This is a genomic window from Mammaliicoccus sp. I-M35 (genome assembly GCF_022386455.1).
Classification (GTDB): Bacteria; Bacillota; Bacilli; order Staphylococcales; family Staphylococcaceae; genus Mammaliicoccus; species Mammaliicoccus sciuri_A.
In genome coordinates, this window is sequence record NZ_JAJNIL010000006.1 from 37,652 (window position 1) to 57,125 (window position 19,474).

A 19,474-nucleotide genomic window follows, 5' to 3' on the forward strand; every position below is an offset into this window, starting at 1 on the left:
TAGCATAAAAAAGAGATGGTCAATACCATCTCTTTTTATAATTATTTTCTTTTTCTTCCTAATCCTATAGCGTTTTCCATCTTTTTCAATGTTTTGTTGGCTACGAAACTTGCTTTATCTCTACCTTTATCAAGTATTTCATCTAATACTTCTTTGTTTTCATAATAATAATTGAATTTTTCTTGGAATTCTACAAGGAATTTCTTAACTTCTTCAGCTAAGTCTCCTTTGAAATCGCCATATCCTTTATCAGCATATTGTGCTTCTAATTCTTCAATTGATTGTCCTGATAGGCTAGAGTATATAACGAGCAAGTTACTGATACCTGGTTTGTTTTCTTTATCATATTTAACGATGCCATCAGAATCTGTAACAGCACTTTTAATTTTCTTAGCTGCAACGTTTGGCTCGTCTAATAATGAGATGAAGTTCTTTTGATTATCATCACTCTTACTCATTTTCTTAGATGGATCTTGTAAGCTCATAATTCTAGCGCCAAACTTAGGCATGTGAATTTCTGGTTTAATTAAAACATCATTATATTTCGTATTAAAGCGATCAACGACATTACGTGTTAATTCAATATGTTGTTTTTGGTCATCGCCGACAGGTACGATATTTGTATTATATAGTACAATATCTGCTGCCATTAATGGTGGATAAGTTAATAGACCTGCTGGAATACCTTGAGATTGTTTTTGTGCTTTATCTTTATATTGCGTCATTCTTTCAAGTTCACCAATTGAACTGATTGTTGTTAAAATCCAACCTGCTTGAATATGTGCTGGTACTTCTGATTGGATGAAAAGTGTTACTTTTTCTGGATCTAATCCAGATGCTAAGTAAATCGCAGCTAATTTACGTGTGTTCTCTCTTAATTTAAGTCTATCTTGAGGTACTGTAATTGCATGCTGATCTACAATGCAAAAAAAGCAGTCATAGTCGTGTTGAATTTCATTAAATTGTTTTAATGCACCAATGTAGTTACCTAAAGTAGGGATACCACTTGGTTGGATACCTGAAAATAAAGTTTCCATTAACCTTGCCTCTTTTCTACAAAATTTCTTTATATCATTATAACAGTATTTTATTCATTTGTAAGTTGTGTTATTCTTGTAATTAGATAAATATGTCGTCATAAACATATTCATCTATAATTTATGTGCTTTTTAATGAATTATTAGCAGTTTCTCATTTAATTTTAATCTTTGAGTTATATAATATATTTATAGCAATTAGATAAAGATTAAACCAAGTGAGCAATATATGTTTAACCTAGTAAGATATAGGGTATATATAATTAAGTGTATTTTATCTTATAAGTTCACTGACGTTTAACATAAATAATATTCAATTAGGAGAGTGAGATGTATGGTAACATTATTTACTTCACCAAGTTGCACATCTTGCCGTAAAGCGAAAGCATGGTTACAAGAACATGACATTCCGTATACGGAGCGTAATATTTTTTCAGAACACTTAACATTAGATGAAATTAAATCAATCTTAAAGATGACAGAAGATGGAACAGACGAAATTATTTCAACTCGTTCTAAAACATATCAAAAATTAAATGTAGATATCGATGCATTACCTCTACAAGAATTATATACAATTATACAAGACAACCCAGGTTTATTACGTCGACCTATTATTTTAGATGATAAACGTTTACAAGTTGGTTATAACGAAGATGAAATTCGTCGTTTCTTACCAAGAAAAGTGCGTACATTCCAATTAATGGAAGCACAACGTATGGTTGACTAATTTAGTCTAATATTAACATTATAGCTCCTGTTTACAGGGGCTATTTTTGTATATAAAATTAAATGTGAATAGTTCGAACAAATTACTGTTAAAATGTACTTGTTTATAATACAATGAATGTACTATTCCTAGAGTAAGGGAGTGTGACATTATGAGAATAGAACGAATTGATGAAACAACGGTAAAATTATTTATAACTTATCAAGATATCGAAGCAAGAGGTTTCAAACGTGAAGATTTATGGACAAATCGTAAACGTGGCGAAGAATTTTTCTGGTCTATGATGGATGAAATCAATGATGAGGAAGAATTTGTCGTTGAAGGACCATTGTGGATCCAAGTGCATGCATTTGAAAAGGGTGTTGAAGTAACCGTTTCTAAATCTAAAGGTGACGAACTGTTAAATATGACTGACGAAGAATCTAATGAACAATTAGAGTATCAAGTCAATGATTTCTTATCTCAAGCACTCGATTCTGATCAGAATATCGGAGATCTCTTGAATGAAGAGAAAGAAGCTGAAAAACACTTTGTCCCTAAAGACATAGGCTTACTTGTAAGATTCGAAGAGTTAGAAGATATTATTGAATATGCACATTATAATGAACATAAAGATATTGTATTTACAGACTTATTATACATGTTAGATAACAAATATTATTATTATGTACAATTTGATCAAATAGATAGTGAAGACATTATTAATGACTTCTACGGACAATTACTTGAATATGCTAATCCAACTCAAGTGTCTAAATTATATCTAGATGATTATGCGAAAGTTGTCATGAGTTATAATGTTATGGGTCAAGTGAGAAGATATTTTGAACCTAAAAATTAAATAAGTAATTTTAGCACCTCTTTACGTTTTATATAGTAAAGAGGTGTTTTTTATGTTAATGGGACTTAATCAACATAATCAGTTAATATATGCACAACACGCTAAGGCAAATGAAATTTATAGGTGTCCGGATTGTTTATCTGAACTTGTTATCAAGAAAGGGAAACATACTGTTGCGCACTTTGCCCATAAAGTAGATAGCTATTGTTTAAGAAATAGTTATAAGAAAGAATCTCTTGATCACATATCATCTAAACATCATATTTATGCATGCTTAAATGGGAAAGTTAACATAGATATGGAATATTATATTTCAGAGATAGAACAAATTCCTGACATACTGATTAATAACAATATCGTTGTCGAATTTCAATATTCACCTATTAGCTTTGATTTATTAATGGATAGAAGTGAAGGATTTCGAGTAATGAATATGAAAGTAATTTGGATAGGTAAAGAAATTAAATATCAGAATGGAATATTAACCCTCAGTTATTTCGAAGCAGCACTCATTAATCATAGAGAAAGAACACTTATAACTTATAATCCTGAAGAGCGACTGTTAATAAGATATGAATGTTTACAATCAATTGATAAACATAGATTTATCGGTTATAGACGGGAAATTCAATGGGAGCATTTATTAGAAGATTACCCTTTAAAGCAAATACCGAATTTAGCGTTAACGGATAGAGCTTATCAAGAATATTTAACTAAATGTAGGAAACAGAAGAATGTATTAGAACCGACGCTATCGTTATTATATAATGCACGCTTAATACATAAGAAGAGACAACCGATTATTGGCATTATTGTACCTGAACAAATATATTTTTTAACACATAGTATTACATGGCAAACATACTTATTTTTAGAAATGAAAAATAAGACATTTACTTTTGAAAAATTTTATCAGTTCATAGAATTTAGATCATTTTATGATTGTCATTATTCTAAGAAAGAAATCCTTTTAAACGCCTTTTACTCATATATTTCAATTGTAAAACGAAAGGCTATTTCACGTGCAAAATGGACTAATTAATGAGAAAATTATAAATATGAAATATTAAGGAGGCTATTAAGATGGCGAAGTTAATTACAAGGGAAGAACAACAAGAACAATATACATGGGACTTAACAACTATCTTTTCTTCTGACGAAGCATATGAAGAAGCTTTTAAAGAGTTAGAAGGCTATTTAGGTAAAGAAGAACAATTCAAAGGTCACTTGAAAGATAGTGCAGAAACATTGTATAAAGCGTTATTACTTGATAGTGAAATTGATGAGAAACTAGGTAAAGTTTATGTTTATGCTCATTTGAAACATGATCAAGACACAGCAAATGATAAATACGCTGGATATGAAGCGAAGGCAGCAACACTTGCTAATAAATTTGCGAGTGCATGGAGCTTTATTTTACCTGAATTAATGTCAATTGATGAAGCAACATTAAATGAATTTGTTGAATCAAACGATGATTTAAAAAGATATCAATTTGATATTGAGAAACTTAATAAGAAAAGACCTCATATATTAAGCGATAAAGAAGAAAAGATTTTAGCTGAAGCAGGGGAAGCATTGCAAACGCCTAGCAATGTATTTGGTATGTTCAATAATGCTGACTTAACATTTAAACCAGCAGTTGATAAAGATGGTAATGAACATGAACTGACACAAGGTACATATACTAAATTATTAGAATCTGAAGACCGTGTTTTAAGAAAATCTGCTTATGATAATGTATATGAAGCTTATGGAAGTCATAACAATACATTAACTGCAACGTTAAGTGGGAAAGTTAAGACTGCTATATTTAGTTCAAAAGTTCGTAAGTACAACTCAGCACGTGAACAAGCATTATCAAATAACTTTATTCCAGAAGAAGTATACGATAACTTAATTGCGACTGTACATAAGCATTTACCATTGTTACACCGTTATACAGCTTTAAGAAAAGAGTTACTCGGTTTAGATGAAATGCATATGTATGATATGTATACACCACTCGTTAAAAATTCTTCATTTGATATGCCATATGAAGAAGCTAAAGACTGGATGGTTAAAGCGTTACAACCTATGGGTCAAACGTACACAGATGTAGTTGAAGAAGGTTTAAATAATAGATGGGTAGACGTTTATGAGAATAAAGGTAAACGCTCTGGTGGTTATTCTTCAGGCGCACACTTAACAAATCCATTTATTTTACTTAACTGGACAGACTCTATTTCTGATTTATTTACGTTAATTCATGAATTTGGACATTCTGCACATAGTTATTTCAGTAGAAAGCATCAACAATCAAATGAAAGTGATTATTCAATTTTTGTAGCAGAAGTTGCTTCAACAACTAATGAAGCGTTATTAAGTGAATATATGGATAAGAACTTAGAAGATCCTGAAAAGCGTAAATATTTATTAAACCAAGAGTTAGAAAGATTTAGAGCAACATTATTTAGACAAACAATGTTCGCTGAGTTTGAATATCTTATTCATAAAATTGTAGAAGATGGCGAACCATTAACTGCAGATCGTTTAAACTCTGAGTATGCAGAACTTAATAAAAAATATTTCGGAGATGCTGTTGTGACAGATGAGAACATTGCCAAAGAATGGTCACGTATTCCTCATTTCTATTATAATTTCTATGTTTATCAATATGCTACAGGTTATAGTGCGGCACAAGCATTGAGCAAACAAATATTAGAAGAAGGCGAACCAGCAGTTGAGAGATATATTAATGAATTCTTAAAAGCAGGTAGCTCAGATTATCCGATTGAAGTATTGAAAAAAGCTGGTGTAGATATGACATCTAAACAACCAATAGAAGAGGCAATGGAAGTATTTGAACAGAAACTAAATGCCTTTGAAAAGCTTGTAAAAGTGAAATAAATGTATGTAGACGTTTCCAATATGACAACTGTGTGACAAATTAAAAAAACCGATGTTTTTTGTTGAATTTAGTGTACAGACCATGTTATATTACATACATGAAATTAATCACATAACAAACATACCCCTTTGTTTGAAGTGAAAAATTTCTCCCATCCCCTTTGTTTAAGCACCGTGTAATCAGACACGGTGTTTTTTATTTATTTGTTTGTTCATTCATAGTTAACATCCCAAAAGTTATCTATTAAATGGTAAGTATAAGTTACAAGAACATATATTTAACCATAGAGTATGAAACTTAATGTTCATGCTAAAAATTGAGTAGGGCATAAATGTCCAAATTTAAACAGCAGCTATTCATCTTAATGATGAATGACTGCTGTTTTTTTATTTTATGCATTTTATCTAAAACATAAAAAATAACATCTCATTTCTAACTGAATAAACCAGTGAAATGAGATGTTATTTAATTCAAATAAGGATACAGATCCTATACTTATTATTTACTTTTCTTGAATTTCCAAAAATCTCCGTGTACAGAATCTTGTTGTTCTATATAATTTTGGAGTTGTAATTTTTTTAATTCGCGTTTGACGATTTTCTCTGGCCATTCATATATTGTCGCAATTTCTTGTTCAGAAATAATGGATTGCGACTGTATATAGTCGAGTAATTTTGGAGGAAGTTGTTTCTCAACTTCAGTTCCAATAAGTTCTTGAATGATATACGTATAAATATGATATGGGTATAAACCTTCTACTTTAAGTCCTTCAGAATGTACATCTTCATTAAAGAACACAAGTGATGGTGTCATATTGATATCCATTTCACGTGCAATGTGCAAATCTGTTTGTAAACTTTCAGTCAATGACTGTTCTTTTAAGTCTTTAATAAATACAGATAAATCAATTCCAGATTTGTACGCACATTTTCTAATTAACTCAGTTGTAATGATTTTTTCATGAGGTATAATTTCATTCTGAATTAAGTTTAGAAATCTGCTCGCTCTATTATGTCCTTGTAATTCTGCTGCTTTAAATGCTAAAGCTACATTATCAAATTCACATGTGCTTTGAGCCTGACATTTAGTCAAAACTTTTAGAGATGGGTTCAAAATCTGACGAATTTTAACATATTTTTGATATTCAATTTTTAACTTTGCTAATGTAGCTGATAGATTAAAACAATCTTCGCAAAATGGATCGAAAAATGAATAAATTTCGATTTTGCTTACAGGTGTTAAATCTATGTTATTTTGTTCATTAGCATGGATTAGTCTTAATTCTTCGGCCATATTATCCACCTTCAACTATATTAAGCGTTAACCATGTGGTTTGCAGTTAGCTTGAGTCTTTCATATAAATATTCTTGTATATCTTTATTTAATCGAGATTGGGTAAGGGCTTCAAGCATATTCTCTAGCCAAGCATCTCTTTCTTTATTCGTAATTCTAAAAGGTAAATGACGTTGTCGTAACATCGGATGACCATGTTCTTCTGTATATAATGCTGGACCACCCAAAAACTGAGTTAAAAACTGTTTCTGTTTACGACTCGTTTCTGCAAAGTCACCAGGGAAAAGATGATTAATACGATTATCGCGTTCTACGAGATAATAAAAGTGATCAATCATGTCGTACAAATCTTGGGGGTCGATTACTTCATATGGGGTCATAATTTCACCTTTTCTTGCTTATTTCATTATCGATAATATTAATATAACATGTTCTTAAATTTTTAAAAGTATTTCGACTTGTAACGAAAGTAAATTCATGTTCTTTTGCGATCTGCATTGAAAAAGCGTACCACTTTATTATTTGGAATATTTCTTTCTATATTCATGTCATTCAAAATTTTATTAAAAGCTATTTCGCCTTTAGCATAGTCTTTAACTTCGAATTCTAATTCGTAATCTTCAATACCTAAATAAATACTATGATCTAATACTAAAAGTCCAGTGCCTATATCTTTTTCTAATCTATAAGTTGTTAAATCACCAAGTTGTCTTAGGTCATTCAATGGAATATTGAACTTATTTAATATTTCAGTAATGTTTTCTGGAAGATATTGTTTGTCTAATCGTTCACCTTGTTTAGGAACATCCTCAACTATTTCGTTATATTCTAGAAGACCAACTTCTTGTGGGACTTTTAATGTCATTTCATAATTATGATTCTTTTCACGTATTCGTAGTGCCATTTTTTGTGACATAATATCATGATTATTTGTATCTATATAGTAATTTGTTTGTTTAAAAGGCTCACTTTGTTTAAAATAATATTGTTTGATTAATTCATAATCTTCAAGCGTGAGCATATTCTTGAATTCAATTTCGAGTTCTTGTCCCATTTTGATATACACTTCCTTTTACACTATTATTATAGAAGATTTACGGATAAACAAGTAATTATACAAAATTGACTTGATGATATGAATGTTTAAATTAAAATGTGTTAAAATAGATTGGAATAAGGAGGAACAACAATGCGTATTTATGTAAATGAAATTAAAATAAATGATAATCAAATCAAATGTTATACAGACCAACCAACTGAGGGATTAGAACCAGCAGAGCATATGATTGTAGATAGCGATAATCATGCATTTGTATATATGCTTGATAGCGGTGAACAATACCATTATTTATTATTTGTAGAGGAAACATGGTCAATGATTCATGAACACTTCGACAAAGAGGTCATCGTCAACGATCATTTAGTATTAACTTCATTTAAAGAAGAAATGGAATTTTTATTAGATAACATCGCAGATAATCACAACTATGGTAAAGCGTTTGTAGCTTCGGTAGAGGAAGCATTTGAATTAAACAAAGCGGAGTGATGGTTATGAATCAATGGGAAGAATTTTTGGCACCATATAAACAAGCAATTGACGAATTAAAGATTAAATTGAAGGGGTTACGTAAACAATATGAATCTTCAGATAAACCTTCGCCAATTGAGTTTGTTACAGGTCGTGTTAAACCTATCTCAAGTATTATAGATAAAGCAAATCAACGTAATATTCCTTTTGATCGATTAAGAGAGGAAATGTATGATATTGCAGGTTTAAGAATGATGTGTCAGTTTGTTGATGATATAGATATCGTTGTAGAACTATTAAGACAACGACAAGATTTTGAAGTTGTAGAAGAACGAAATTATATCGAATATACAAAAGAAAGTGGATATCGCTCGTATCATGTCATTATTAGTTATCCAATTGAAACGTTACATGGTCAAACAAATATTTTGGCAGAAATTCAAATTAGAACATTAGCGATGAATTTCTGGGCGACGATTGAACACACTTTAAGATATAAGTACGATGGTGATTATCCTCCTGAAATAAGAAATAGATTAGAGAGAGCAGCTGAGGCAGCATTTTTATTAGATGAAGAAATGTCTGAAATACGTGAAGAAATTCAAGAAGCACAGAAATATTATTCCAGACAGAAAAGTAATAAACACAAACACGATTAGGGGTGAATGCTTTGAAATATAATATATTATCAAAAGGTGATTCAAAATCGAATGCTTTAATGTATAAGATGAAAAATCATATGAATGACTTTAATATGGTTGAAGACAAAGAATCACCCGATATCGTAATTTCTGTTGGTGGAGATGGTACTTTATTACAAGCATTTCACCAATATAGTCATATGTTAGGTGATGTCAGTTTCGTAGGTGTACATACTGGGCATTTAGGTTTCTATGCTGATTGGTTGCCACATGAAGTTGAAAAACTCATTATTGAAATTAACAATTCAACTTATCAAGTGATAGAATATCCATTATTAGAAGTGATCATTCGTTACAAAAAAGGCGGATATGAAACGAGATATTTAGCTTTAAATGAAGCGACAATTAAAACAGATAATGGCGCAACACTAGTCGTAGATTTAGTATTAAGAGGCGAGCAGTTTGAAAGATTTAGAGGCGATGGTTTATGCGTATCAACACCATCTGGCTCAACGGCTTATAATAAAGCTTTAGGTGGGGCACTTATACATCCATCACTAGAAGCTATGCAAATAGCTGAAATAGCTTCTATTAATAACCGTGTCTTTAGAACAGTCGGTTCTCCGCTTGTATTGCCTAAACATCACGTTTGTCATATACATCCTGTAAATAACGATACATTACAAGTTACGATTGATCATGTAAATGTTAAACATAAAAATATTGAATCGATTCAATATAGAGTAGCAAATGAAAAAGTCCGCTTTGCGAGATTTAGACCATTTCCTTTCTGGAAAAGAGTACATGATTCATTTATTTCGAATGAGGATTAAATATGAAAGTATTACAATATAGAGCAACTTCTTCAATGACTTTGAAGACATTCTTATATGATAAAGGCATTTCTAAAAAGAGTTTAAGCGCCATTAAGCAGAATGGCGCTTTATTAGTGAACAAAAAACATGCTACCGTTAGAAAAGAAATTCATGAAGGTGATGAAATTGATGTCCATTTACCTAATGAATTGCCTAGTCATAATCTAGAACCATTTACGTTTGATTTAAATATTTTATTTGAAGATGAATGGTTTATTATTGTTTCTAAACCTGCCATGATGAATACTGCGCCTTCTAGAGAACATCCACATTATAGTTTAGTTGAAGCGGTATTAAGCCATATGATAATGAATGGTGAACGAACGATTCCACACATTGTGACACGTTTAGATCGCGGTACAAGTGGTATAGTTATATTTGCAAAGCATCAATTATTACATCATATGGTTTCAAATACGACAATTAGTAAATACTATGTTGCACTTGTCCACGGGGCTGTTGAACCGAAGAAAGGTGTTATTAAAGCACCAATCGCACGTGCTAAACATTCTATTATAGAAAGAGAAGTTTCTGAAGAAGGAAAGTTTGCACATACAGAATATGAATATTTAGATGGTGATTCTGAAAATAGCATGCTTAAATTACAGTTGTTTACTGGTAGAACACATCAAATAAGAGTGCATCTCGCACATATTGGATATCCTATTATAGGGGATAGTTTATATGGATTTGAAGATGGTCAATATGAGCATCAATTACTGCAGTGCAATCATATAGAATTTATACATCCCATTACTTTAAAACAATTGCATATTGTTGATGAAATGCACTATAACCTAAGCGGTGTAGGTATGATATAATAAATTGTATTTTTATGAGGAGGTGGCAAAGTTGGTTAATGAAAATAATGAAAATTACATCGAAGACGAAGCTTTTGATAAAGAAAAGTTAGACGAACTATTAGCAAATGATGAAATAGACCAATTTAGAGAAGAATTTTTAAATATGCATACATATGACCAAGGTGAATACTTTGAAATATGTGATAATGAGCTTAAACAAAAAATATATCAATTCCTTTCTCCGTTAGAAGTAGCTGACTTCTTTGAAACGACTGAGTTAGATGATGAAGAATACGAAGAAATTTTTCAAAATATGAATGCTAATTATGCAAGTCAAATGTTAAGTGACATGTCATACGATAACGCAGTTGATATTTTGAATGTATTATCTAAAAGTAAAATAGCCACTTTACTCACACTCATGAATCGTGAAGATGCTAGAGAGATTAAAGCATTACTTCACTATGAAGAAGACACTGCCGGTGGTATTATGACCACTGAGTTTATTTCAGTATATTCAACAATGTCTGTTAAAGAAGCGATGTTCTACGTTAAAGAACAAGCACCTGAAGCGGAAACAATATACGTTATTTTCGTTGTTGACGAAAATAAAAAGTTAGCAGGTGTTATCTCATTAAGAGACTTAATCGTTGCTGAAAATGATGCATATATTGAAGAAATTATGAGTGAACGTGTTATCAGTTCTAATGTAGCTGATGACCAAGAAGACGTAGCACAAACAATGCGTGATTATGACTTGATTGCGTTACCTGTAATCGACTATCAAGATCATTTACTAGGTATCATTACAATCGATGATATCTTGGACGTTATGGATGAAGAAGCAAGTGAAGACTACTCTAAATTAGCCGGTGTATCTGACATCGACTCTACAAATGATTCAGTCTTCCAAACAGCTATGAAACGTTTACCTTGGTTATTAATATTAACGGTTTTAGGTATGATTACAGCATCCATATTAGGACAATTTGAAGATACACTTTCACAAGTTGCACTTCTTGCAGCATTTATACCTATCATTAGTGGTATGAGTGGTAACTCAGGTACACAATCTCTTGCCGTATCTGTACGTAATATTTCAACAGGTGAAATAAATGAACAAAGCAAATTTAAGCTCGCACTTCGTGAATCTGGTTCAGGATTACTGACTGGTTTTTTCTGTGCAATAAGTTTATTTATTATAATTGTCTTATTATATCGCGAACCTGTATTGGCACTCATCGTTTCAGTTAGTTTAACAATCGCGATGACTGTTGGTACATTAATGGGTGCAATTATACCGATGTTTATGAATAAAATGAATATTGACCCTGCAGTTGCAAGTGGACCATTCATTACGACAATAAACGACATTGTCAGTATGTTGATCTACTTTGGTTTAGCAACAGCATTTATGTCTTATCTAATATAAGGAGAATAATATGGAGCATTCTAGTTTTACATCTCTCGTTATTGTTGTTATTGCTGCATTTTTAACACCTATACTTGTAAATAGGTTGAAAATTTCTTTCTTACCTGTTGTCGTTGCTGAAATCATAATGGGGATAATCATAGGTGACTCTTTATTTGGATTAGTAAAAGAAGATGCATGGTTATCTATCTTGTCGACGTTAGGTTTTATATTTTTAATGTTCTTAAGTGGTTTAGAAATTGATTTTAACGCGTTTAAGACGAAACAAACTTCTGATGAACAAGAAGGAAATAATATTCCAAGTAATTTATATTTAACGGCTGTCGTATTTTCTTTAATTATGGTTTTATCTATTTTATTAGCCTTTATATTCAAATGGACTGGTTTAATAGACGACGTATTATTGATGGTTATCATCATTTCGACAATTAGTTTAGGTGTAGTTGTACCAACAATAAAAGAAATGAATATAATTCATACAAGCATCGGACAATTTATCTTGTTAGTTGCAGTTGTAGCAGATTTAGCAACAATGTTACTGTTAACAGTTTACGGAACAATTAATGCTAAAGGTGATTCACCGTTATGGCTTATAGGTATTCTAATCGTCTTTAGTTTTATCTTTTATATTATGGGTGGTTTATTTAAAAAATCACCATTCTTAAAAAAATTAACTTCAGGTACGACTCAAATAGGTATTCGTGCTGTATTTGCACTTATTATTCTACTTGTTGGTTTAGCTGAAGGTGTGGGTGCTGAAAATATATTAGGTGCCTTCTTAGCAGGTGTTATCGTATCGTTATTAGGACCTGACCAAGATATGGTAGAGAAATTGGACTCATTTGGATATGGTTTCTTTATTCCAATATTCTTCATTATGGTAGGTGTGAATTTAAACATTCCATCACTAGTGCAAGAGCCAGGATTATTAATTATCATACCTTTACTGTTTATTGCCTTTTTAATTTCTAAGTTAATTCCAGTAGCATTTATAGGTAAATGGTATGACCGTAAAACGACAATATCTTCGGCATTCCTATTAACGTCAACATTGTCACTTGTAATCGCAGCAGCAAAAATCGCTGAACAACTCGGAACAATCAGTTCAGAAATATCTGGCATACTTATTCTAAGTGCGGTTATCACGTGTGTCTTTGTACCGATTGTATTTAAGAAGATGTTCCCAATGCCAGAAGAAACTAAGAGAATTGTAAAAGTGAGCTTTATTGGTAAGAACCAATTATCGATTCCAGTTGCTCAAAGTATTCATTCTCACATTTATCAAACTTCAATGTTCTTTAGAAAAGACCTTTCAGATAATAGAAAGTTAGATGAAAGCATTAAAACATATGAGTTAGATGATTATATTGAAGAGGAACTTGTAGAATTAGGTTTATTTGATTCAGATATCATTGTATGTTCTGCAAACGATGATCATATCAATAAACAAGTGGCTTTAATGGCACATGATCATGGCGTTAAAAGAATTATTTGTAAGCAAGAAAATGGTAGTGAAGATGAAGCATTTGAAGGTAAGAACATTGAATTCTTTAGTAGTTTCTTAAGTAATAAAATCTTACTTAAAGGATTAATTGAATCTCCAAACATGCTGAACTTATTAAGTAACGTGGAAACATCTCTATATGAAATAGAGATGAAGAACCATAGCTACCATAATGTTCTGTTAAGATCATTCCCATTTGCTGGGGACGTAATCTTCGTACGTATTATTAGAGGAAAAGATTCAATCGTGCCTCATGGTGATACTGAATTACAATATGGAGATAAGTTGATTGTGACAGGATCTAAAGAATATGTTTCACAATTAAAACAAGATATGGAATTTATTTAATAAACTTTGTAAAAATGAGGTTGTATAATAGACCTCATTTTTACTTTTTATTCAATATAAAATAAAAGTATAATGCTTGTCAGGTGGTCTGACCAGTGTTATTATAACGAGTGAATGTTTAGTATAATATACATATTAAAGGAGTATAGTGAATGTTTAATTTAGAAGGTAAAACATATGTAATCATGGGTATTGCGAACAAAAGAAGTATTGGCTTTGGTGTAGCTAAAGTGTTAGACGAACTAGGTGCTAACTTAGTATTCACATACAGAAAAGAACGTAGTAAAGATCAACTTGTTAAATTATTTGAAGAATTAAAAAATCAAAAAGGACAACACATCTATGAGTGTGATGTTCAAAAAGACGATCATGTTGTAAATGCTTTTGAACAAATTGGAGAAAAATTTGGTCATATTGATGGTGTTTACCATTCAATCGCTTTTGCTAACATGGAAGACTTAAGAGGAAGATTTACGGATACATCTCGTGAAGGATTTTTATTAGCACAAGACATTAGTTCTTATTCATTAACAATCGTTGCAAGAGAAGCTAAAAAATTAATGCCAGAAGGTGGAAGCATCGTTGCAACTACTTATTTAGGCGGAGAATTTGCAGTTCCTAACTATAACGTAATGGGTGTAGCTAAAGCAAGCTTAGAAGCAAACGTTAAATATTTAGCACGTGACTTAGGCGAAGATAACATTCGAGTAAATGCAATCTCTGCAGGTCCAATCCGTACATTAAGTGCAAAAGGTGTAGGTGGATTCAATGCGATTCTTAAAGAAATCGAAGAACGTTCACCATTAAAACGTAATGTAGATATTATAGAAGTAGGTAAAACAGCAGCTTATTTATTAAGTGACTACTCAAGCGGTGTAACAGGTGAGAATATTCACGTAGACTCAGGTTACCACGTTGTAAGATAATATAGAGAACCAACAAAATCTATGATTTTGTTGGTTTTTTTGTATATGTAGTAACAAAAAGATGGGGAAGTGTAAATAAGAGCGGCCATAGTAACAAAACTTGGCCGAAGTGTAACTAAGGCCGCCCAAAATAATATCTTCCACACCAAACAAAAACTGAAACCGCATTGGTTTCAGTTTTTTTGTTTATTTTAAGTTATTATCATGTATTGGGTCGTCTTCAACTGTACGGTTCGCACTTGAACTAATAGATTGTCTATGTGTGTATACATTTCGAACGATTGTCTTAAGTACTGCGTATGTTGGCACGGCTATTAAGATAGCTACGAATCCACCTAAATTACCTGCAGCTAATATTACTGTAATGATTGTAAGTGGGTGAATGTTTAATGATTTACCCATAATGTTTGGTGTAATGACGTTACCTTCAAGTTGCTGACAAATTAAAGTGATAATACTTACCCAAACGAGCATCATAGGATCTTGTATTAGCGCGATTGTTGCTGCTGGTATAAATGCTAACCATGGTCCTAAGAAAGGAATCATATTGGTAATCAATGCTAATAATGCTAAAAGTAATGCATAATCTAATCCTACAAAAGTATAACCAAGGTACAATAAGACACCTAATATAACACTGACTGTAACTTGACCTTGTATATAAGATTGTAAAGTTTGATTAATGTCTTTACTTAAATTCACGACAAACCATTTCGTACGTCCTTTGAAAGGTCTCGCAATAAACGGAATAAATCTTTCGTGATCTTTTAACATATAAATTAAGAAGAAAGGCACTAAGATTAATAAGAACATTGTTGAAACAAATGATGAAATATAACTAAATAAGTTGGTTAACATATCTGTTACGATACCGCTTATACTTTCGATTGAATCATTAATCTTTTGTGATATATTATCTGGTAATCGATCTCTTTGTTGTAATGCATAATCTACAACATGCTGAATTTCACGTTGTATATATGGAATGTTCTTAATTAAATTATTAATTTGATTTGTTAATACAGGAGCAATGATAGAGATAAATAATACAACAATTAGTATTAATGCAACGATGATGATCGAAATACTTCCCCATCTTGGTACTTTCCTTTTTTCTAACATCTTCTGAAAAGGTAAACAAATATAGAATAAGAATCCACCTAATAATAATGGTAGTAATATGGATTTTACGATAATGATAATCGGATAAAATATTTCATTGATTTCCATAAATATTTTAATAATTAGAAACGTAAGGAGAATAGCTATTCCTGTACGAAACCATGCTTTATTTAACAATAGAAGTCCTCCTTATCAAACTTTCTCATACTTTTATATTATAAGCGAAATTACAGAATTAACAATGATAAATAAAATAGTTTCTAGAATTCGTGTATTGTTTGAAAGTTTATATTTTTATATATTATTTTAAGTTGTACGGATTAGAATAATTATTAAGTAATTATGAATATAAGCAACTCTAAGATTTTACACTTATTATTTCAAGAAAGCTTTTTTGACAATATAGTAAGCGCTTACAATTTATGTTATGTTCATTTCAAAAAAATATTGATTGTGTATTTATACATGGTATAATCATAACAAGGTAATTTCGAAATTTTCTGAACACGAGGTTATCTTAAGGCTTACAACAAAGGGGAGATTAATTATGGAATCTATTGTTAGCTTTGCGAATGAGATTGTATGGAGTAAAGCGTTAGTATATGGTCTTTTACTGACAGGTGTTTTATTTTCATTTATGATGAGGTTTTTCCAAGTCAGGCACTTTAAAGAAATGATTCGGTTAATGTTTCAAGGGGAAAAATCACCAACGGGTATTTCTTCTTTCCAAGCAATCGCAGTATCATTAGCAGGTCGTGTTGGTACAGGTAACATTGTTGGTGTTTCAACAGCAATCTTTATCGGTGGTCCCGGTGCAGTATTCTGGATGTGGGCTACAGCATTTCTAGGTGCGAGTTCGGCATTTATAGAATCAACACTTGGTCAAATTTATAAAAGAGAAATTAATGGTCAATATCGTGGTGGACCAGCATACTACATAGAATCAGGTATAAAAGGTAAAGCTGGTAAAATATATGCAATTATATTTGCACTTGTTACAGTACTATCTGTAGGTTTATTACTTCCAGGTGTACAATCAAATGCCATTGCTTCTTCAATGAAAAATGCATTTGGTTTAAATCCTTGGATTATTGCTATAGTATTAGCTGTATTATTAGCGCTTATCATTTTCGGTGGTATTAAAGCAATTGCAAATGTTGCGACAGCCGTTGTACCTTTTATGGCTATTGTTTACATAGGTTTAGCGATTGTTATTATTATATTAAATATTCAAGAAGTTCCAGGTTTAATTGCATTAATTTTCAAATCTGCATTTGGTGTTGAAGCTGCTTTTGGTGGTATATTCGGTGCGATGATTGAAATTGGTGTTAAACGTGGACTTTATTCAAACGAAGCAGGTCAAGGTACTGGACCACATGCTGCTGCTGCTGCAGAAGTATCACATCCAGCTAAACAAGGACTTGTACAAGCATTCTCAGTTTATGTAGATACTTTATTAGTATGTACAGCTACAGCATTAATGATTTTAATGTCAGGTACATTTAATACAACAGATGGTGGAACAAATAAAGATGGTTCACCACACTTAATTCATGATAATGGAATTTATGTACAAGGCCCAGATGGTAGTAAAGACGTATCAGGTACAGCGATGTATGCTCAAGCAGGTATCGATAAAGCGTTCTCTGGAGATAACTACACGTTTGATCCAGCGTACTCAGGTTTCGGTTCTTACTTTATTGCGTTAGCATTGTTCTTCTTCGCATTTACAACGATACTGGCATATTACTATATCGCAGAGACTAACGTAAGTTATATCATACCGTCCGATAAACAAAAGATATGGATTATATTAGTACGGTTAATCCTCATTGGTGCCACAATTTACGGATGTGTTAAAACAGCTGATGTTGCCTGGGCGATGGGTGACTTAGGTGTAGGTATGATGGCATGGTTAAATATCATTGCAATTTGGATACTCCATAAACCAGCCTTAAGAGCATTACGTGACTTTGAAATTCAGAAAAAACAAAAAGGATCAGGTTACTATGCGATATATAGACCAGAACCTGATGAAGTACCAACAGCAAAATTCTGGCATGAAGATTATCCTAAACGTTTAAAAGAATATAACTTGGATGATAAATAATTAAACAATATCAAACGCTTTCAAATATACGCTCTCTACTGTACAATAATATTATATGTACAGTTGGGAGCGTTCTTTATGGATAAAAAAATAGGTCTTGTTGACCAAATTAAACTCGAAAGTAAATTCTTAAAAAGGGAAGTGACAATCTCAATTTACTTACCTAAAGACTATACAGATCTATATAAACATCATGTGATTATTACATTTGACGGTAGGGACTTTTTCCAATTTGGTCAAATTCATCGTGCATACGAGAAATTAAGAACAAATGATGAGATAGAAAGGGCAATCATTGTCGGTGTTCACTATGAAGATGTAGATAAGAGAAGAACAGAATTTCATCCCGATGGAGAATACCGAAAAGAAACGTCACAATTTGTGGTGAAAGAGCTATGTCCTTATATTGATAAAACATTCTCAACTTTGAAAGTAGGTAATGCAAGAATGTTACTAGGCGATAGTCTAGCAGCAAGTATCGCTTTAATGACATGTTTAGAATACCCGCATCATTTTAGTCAAGCAGGTCTGTTCAGTCCACTGATCAACGATACAGTAATAGAAGCATTTAACAATTGCTCATCTAAACATCTATTAACAATCAAACATTATATAGGTAAAGAAGAAGATTCTTTCAAACTTATAAGTGGAGATATGGCAGACTTTTTAACACCGAATCGAGCATTCAGTGAACGCGTTAAGCAGGAAGATTTAACATATGAATACACTGAATTAGATGGTGGACATACATGGAAAACATGGAAGCCTGAATTACCAAATATGTTAAGTTACTTTTTAAGTCATCAAAATCAAAAAAATTTGATATAATAATAATGTAGAAAAACAAAGGAGGAAGTATCATTATGAAATTAGGCATCGTACTTATTCCGTCTAAACCATTCCAAGAACAAGTGAATGCTTATCGTAAAAGATATGACAAACACTATGCGTTAATTGCACCACATATTACAATTAAAGAGAAATTTGAAATTGAAGATAGTAAACTAAATGAAGTGAAATCACAATTAGAGGCAACAGCTAAAGCATTTGAACCATTAAATATCCAAGTGTCTAAAGCATCAAGCTTTGCACCTACTAAAAATGTTATTTATTTTAAAGTGACTAAAACGGATGAATTAGAATCTTTATTTAGTAAATTTAATAATGAAGCATTCTATGGTGAAAGTACACATCCATTCGTACCACACTTTACAATCGCACAAGGCCTTTCAAGCCAAGAATTCGAAGATATTTATGGCCAAGTAAGAATGGCTGGTATAGATCATTCAGAAACAATTGATACAATTAAACTTATGAAGCAAAATGACGACGAAACATGGTCTGAAGAAGCTTCATATACACTAGGATAAATTGAAATTTATTTCATATAAATA

The 19,474-nt window shown here is 31.7% G+C and carries 19 protein-coding genes; 14 read left to right on the plus strand and 5 right to left on the minus strand.

Annotated elements, in window-relative coordinates; all coding sequences use genetic code 11:
- Nucleotides 1–41: 41 nt before the first annotated feature.
- Nucleotides 42–1,037, minus strand: coding sequence for a tryptophan--tRNA ligase (gene trpS / locus LQ679_RS07960; RefSeq protein WP_037588881.1), 996 nt, complete (start codon nt 1,035–1,037; stop codon nt 42–44).
- A 334-nt stretch (nt 1,038–1,371) separates the two neighbouring features.
- Here trpS and spxA point away from each other — a divergent pair, with 334 nt between their 5' ends.
- The 4 genes from spxA (at nt 1,372) to pepF (ending at nt 5,497) form a co-directional block, all read left to right on the plus strand.
- The gene (spxA, locus tag LQ679_RS07965) at nt 1,372–1,767 is read left to right on the plus strand and encodes a transcriptional regulator SpxA (protein WP_025905673.1); all 396 of its coding nucleotides are present in this window, start codon (nt 1,372–1,374) and stop codon (nt 1,765–1,767) included.
- Nucleotides 1,768–1,918: 151 nt separating this feature from the next.
- Nucleotides 1,919–2,608: an adaptor protein MecA gene (mecA, locus tag LQ679_RS07970; RefSeq protein ID WP_025905672.1), complete on the plus strand. Its 690-nt coding sequence runs from the start codon at nt 1,919–1,921 to the stop codon at nt 2,606–2,608.
- Nucleotides 2,609–2,660: 52 nt separating this feature from the next.
- Nucleotides 2,661–3,650 (plus strand): competence protein CoiA, encoded by a 990-nt coding sequence (locus LQ679_RS07975; protein ID WP_239762375.1) that lies wholly within the window; start codon nt 2,661–2,663, stop codon nt 3,648–3,650.
- A gap of 41 nt (nt 3,651–3,691) precedes the next feature.
- Nucleotides 3,692–5,497 carry an oligoendopeptidase F gene (pepF, locus tag LQ679_RS07980; RefSeq protein WP_239762376.1) on the plus strand — a complete coding sequence of 602 codons (1,806 nt, stop codon included), beginning with the start codon at nt 3,692–3,694 and terminating at the stop codon, nt 5,495–5,497.
- 499 nt (nt 5,498–5,996) lie between these two features.
- Here pepF and LQ679_RS07985 read toward each other — a convergent pair whose 3' ends face one another.
- The 3 genes from LQ679_RS07985 to LQ679_RS07995 form a co-directional block, all read right to left on the minus strand.
- Nucleotides 5,997–6,791: a DsbA family protein gene (locus LQ679_RS07985; RefSeq protein ID WP_025905669.1), complete on the minus strand. Its 795-nt coding sequence runs from the start codon at nt 6,789–6,791 to the stop codon at nt 5,997–5,999.
- A gap of 20 nt (nt 6,792–6,811) precedes the next feature.
- Nucleotides 6,812–7,171, minus strand: coding sequence for a globin domain-containing protein (locus tag LQ679_RS07990; protein WP_049319860.1), 360 nt, complete (start codon nt 7,169–7,171; stop codon nt 6,812–6,814).
- A 95-nt stretch (nt 7,172–7,266) separates the two neighbouring features.
- Entirely contained in the window at nt 7,267–7,845 is a 579-nt protein-coding gene (locus LQ679_RS07995) for a CYTH domain-containing protein (RefSeq protein WP_126477187.1), read from the minus strand.
- A gap of 135 nt (nt 7,846–7,980) precedes the next feature.
- On the opposite strand from LQ679_RS07995, the gene LQ679_RS08000 reads away from it, so the two are divergent.
- From LQ679_RS08000 to fabI, 7 genes are all read left to right on the plus strand, one after another.
- A complete protein-coding gene (locus LQ679_RS08000; RefSeq protein ID WP_025905666.1) occupies nt 7,981–8,337 on the plus strand; it encodes a UPF0738 family protein in 357 nt (118 codons plus the stop codon).
- 5 nt (nt 8,338–8,342) lie between these two features.
- Nucleotides 8,343–8,978 carry a GTP diphosphokinase gene (yjbM, locus tag LQ679_RS08005; protein WP_037588886.1) on the plus strand — a complete coding sequence of 212 codons (636 nt, stop codon included), beginning with the start codon at nt 8,343–8,345 and terminating at the stop codon, nt 8,976–8,978.
- An 11-nt stretch (nt 8,979–8,989) separates the two neighbouring features.
- On the plus strand, nt 8,990–9,793 hold the full coding sequence (locus LQ679_RS08010; protein ID WP_025905664.1) for an NAD kinase: 804 nt from the start codon (nt 8,990–8,992) through the stop codon (nt 9,791–9,793).
- A gap of 2 nt (nt 9,794–9,795) precedes the next feature.
- Nucleotides 9,796–10,656 carry an RluA family pseudouridine synthase gene (locus LQ679_RS08015; RefSeq protein WP_239762377.1) on the plus strand — a complete coding sequence of 287 codons (861 nt, stop codon included), beginning with the start codon at nt 9,796–9,798 and terminating at the stop codon, nt 10,654–10,656.
- A 31-nt stretch (nt 10,657–10,687) separates the two neighbouring features.
- The gene (mgtE, locus tag LQ679_RS08020) at nt 10,688–12,070 is read left to right on the plus strand and encodes a magnesium transporter (protein ID WP_025905662.1); all 1,383 of its coding nucleotides are present in this window, start codon (nt 10,688–10,690) and stop codon (nt 12,068–12,070) included.
- 10 nt (nt 12,071–12,080) lie between these two features.
- Entirely contained in the window at nt 12,081–13,922 is a 1,842-nt protein-coding gene (locus tag LQ679_RS08025; RefSeq protein ID WP_239762378.1) for a cation:proton antiporter family protein, read from the plus strand.
- 152 nt (nt 13,923–14,074) lie between these two features.
- Nucleotides 14,075–14,848: an enoyl-ACP reductase FabI gene (gene fabI / locus LQ679_RS08030; protein ID WP_037588888.1), complete on the plus strand. Its 774-nt coding sequence runs from the start codon at nt 14,075–14,077 to the stop codon at nt 14,846–14,848.
- Nucleotides 14,849–15,034: 186 nt separating this feature from the next.
- Here the strand turns inward: fabI and LQ679_RS08035 are convergent, their stop codons facing one another.
- Nucleotides 15,035–16,147: an AI-2E family transporter gene (locus tag LQ679_RS08035; protein WP_037588889.1), complete on the minus strand. Its 1,113-nt coding sequence runs from the start codon at nt 16,145–16,147 to the stop codon at nt 15,035–15,037.
- 370 nt (nt 16,148–16,517) lie between these two features.
- Here LQ679_RS08035 and LQ679_RS08040 point away from each other — a divergent pair, with 370 nt between their 5' ends.
- From LQ679_RS08040 to LQ679_RS08050, 3 genes are all read left to right on the plus strand, one after another.
- Entirely contained in the window at nt 16,518–18,080 is a 1,563-nt protein-coding gene (locus tag LQ679_RS08040; RefSeq protein ID WP_269669427.1) for an alanine/glycine:cation symporter family protein, read from the plus strand.
- 78 nt (nt 18,081–18,158) lie between these two features.
- Complete coding sequence (locus LQ679_RS08045) at nt 18,159–18,908, plus strand: esterase family protein (RefSeq protein ID WP_025905657.1); 750 nt, start codon at nt 18,159–18,161, stop codon at nt 18,906–18,908.
- 35 nt (nt 18,909–18,943) lie between these two features.
- A complete protein-coding gene (locus tag LQ679_RS08050; protein ID WP_037588891.1) occupies nt 18,944–19,450 on the plus strand; it encodes a YjcG family protein in 507 nt (168 codons plus the stop codon).
- The last annotated feature ends 24 nt before the right edge of the window (nt 19,451–19,474 follow it).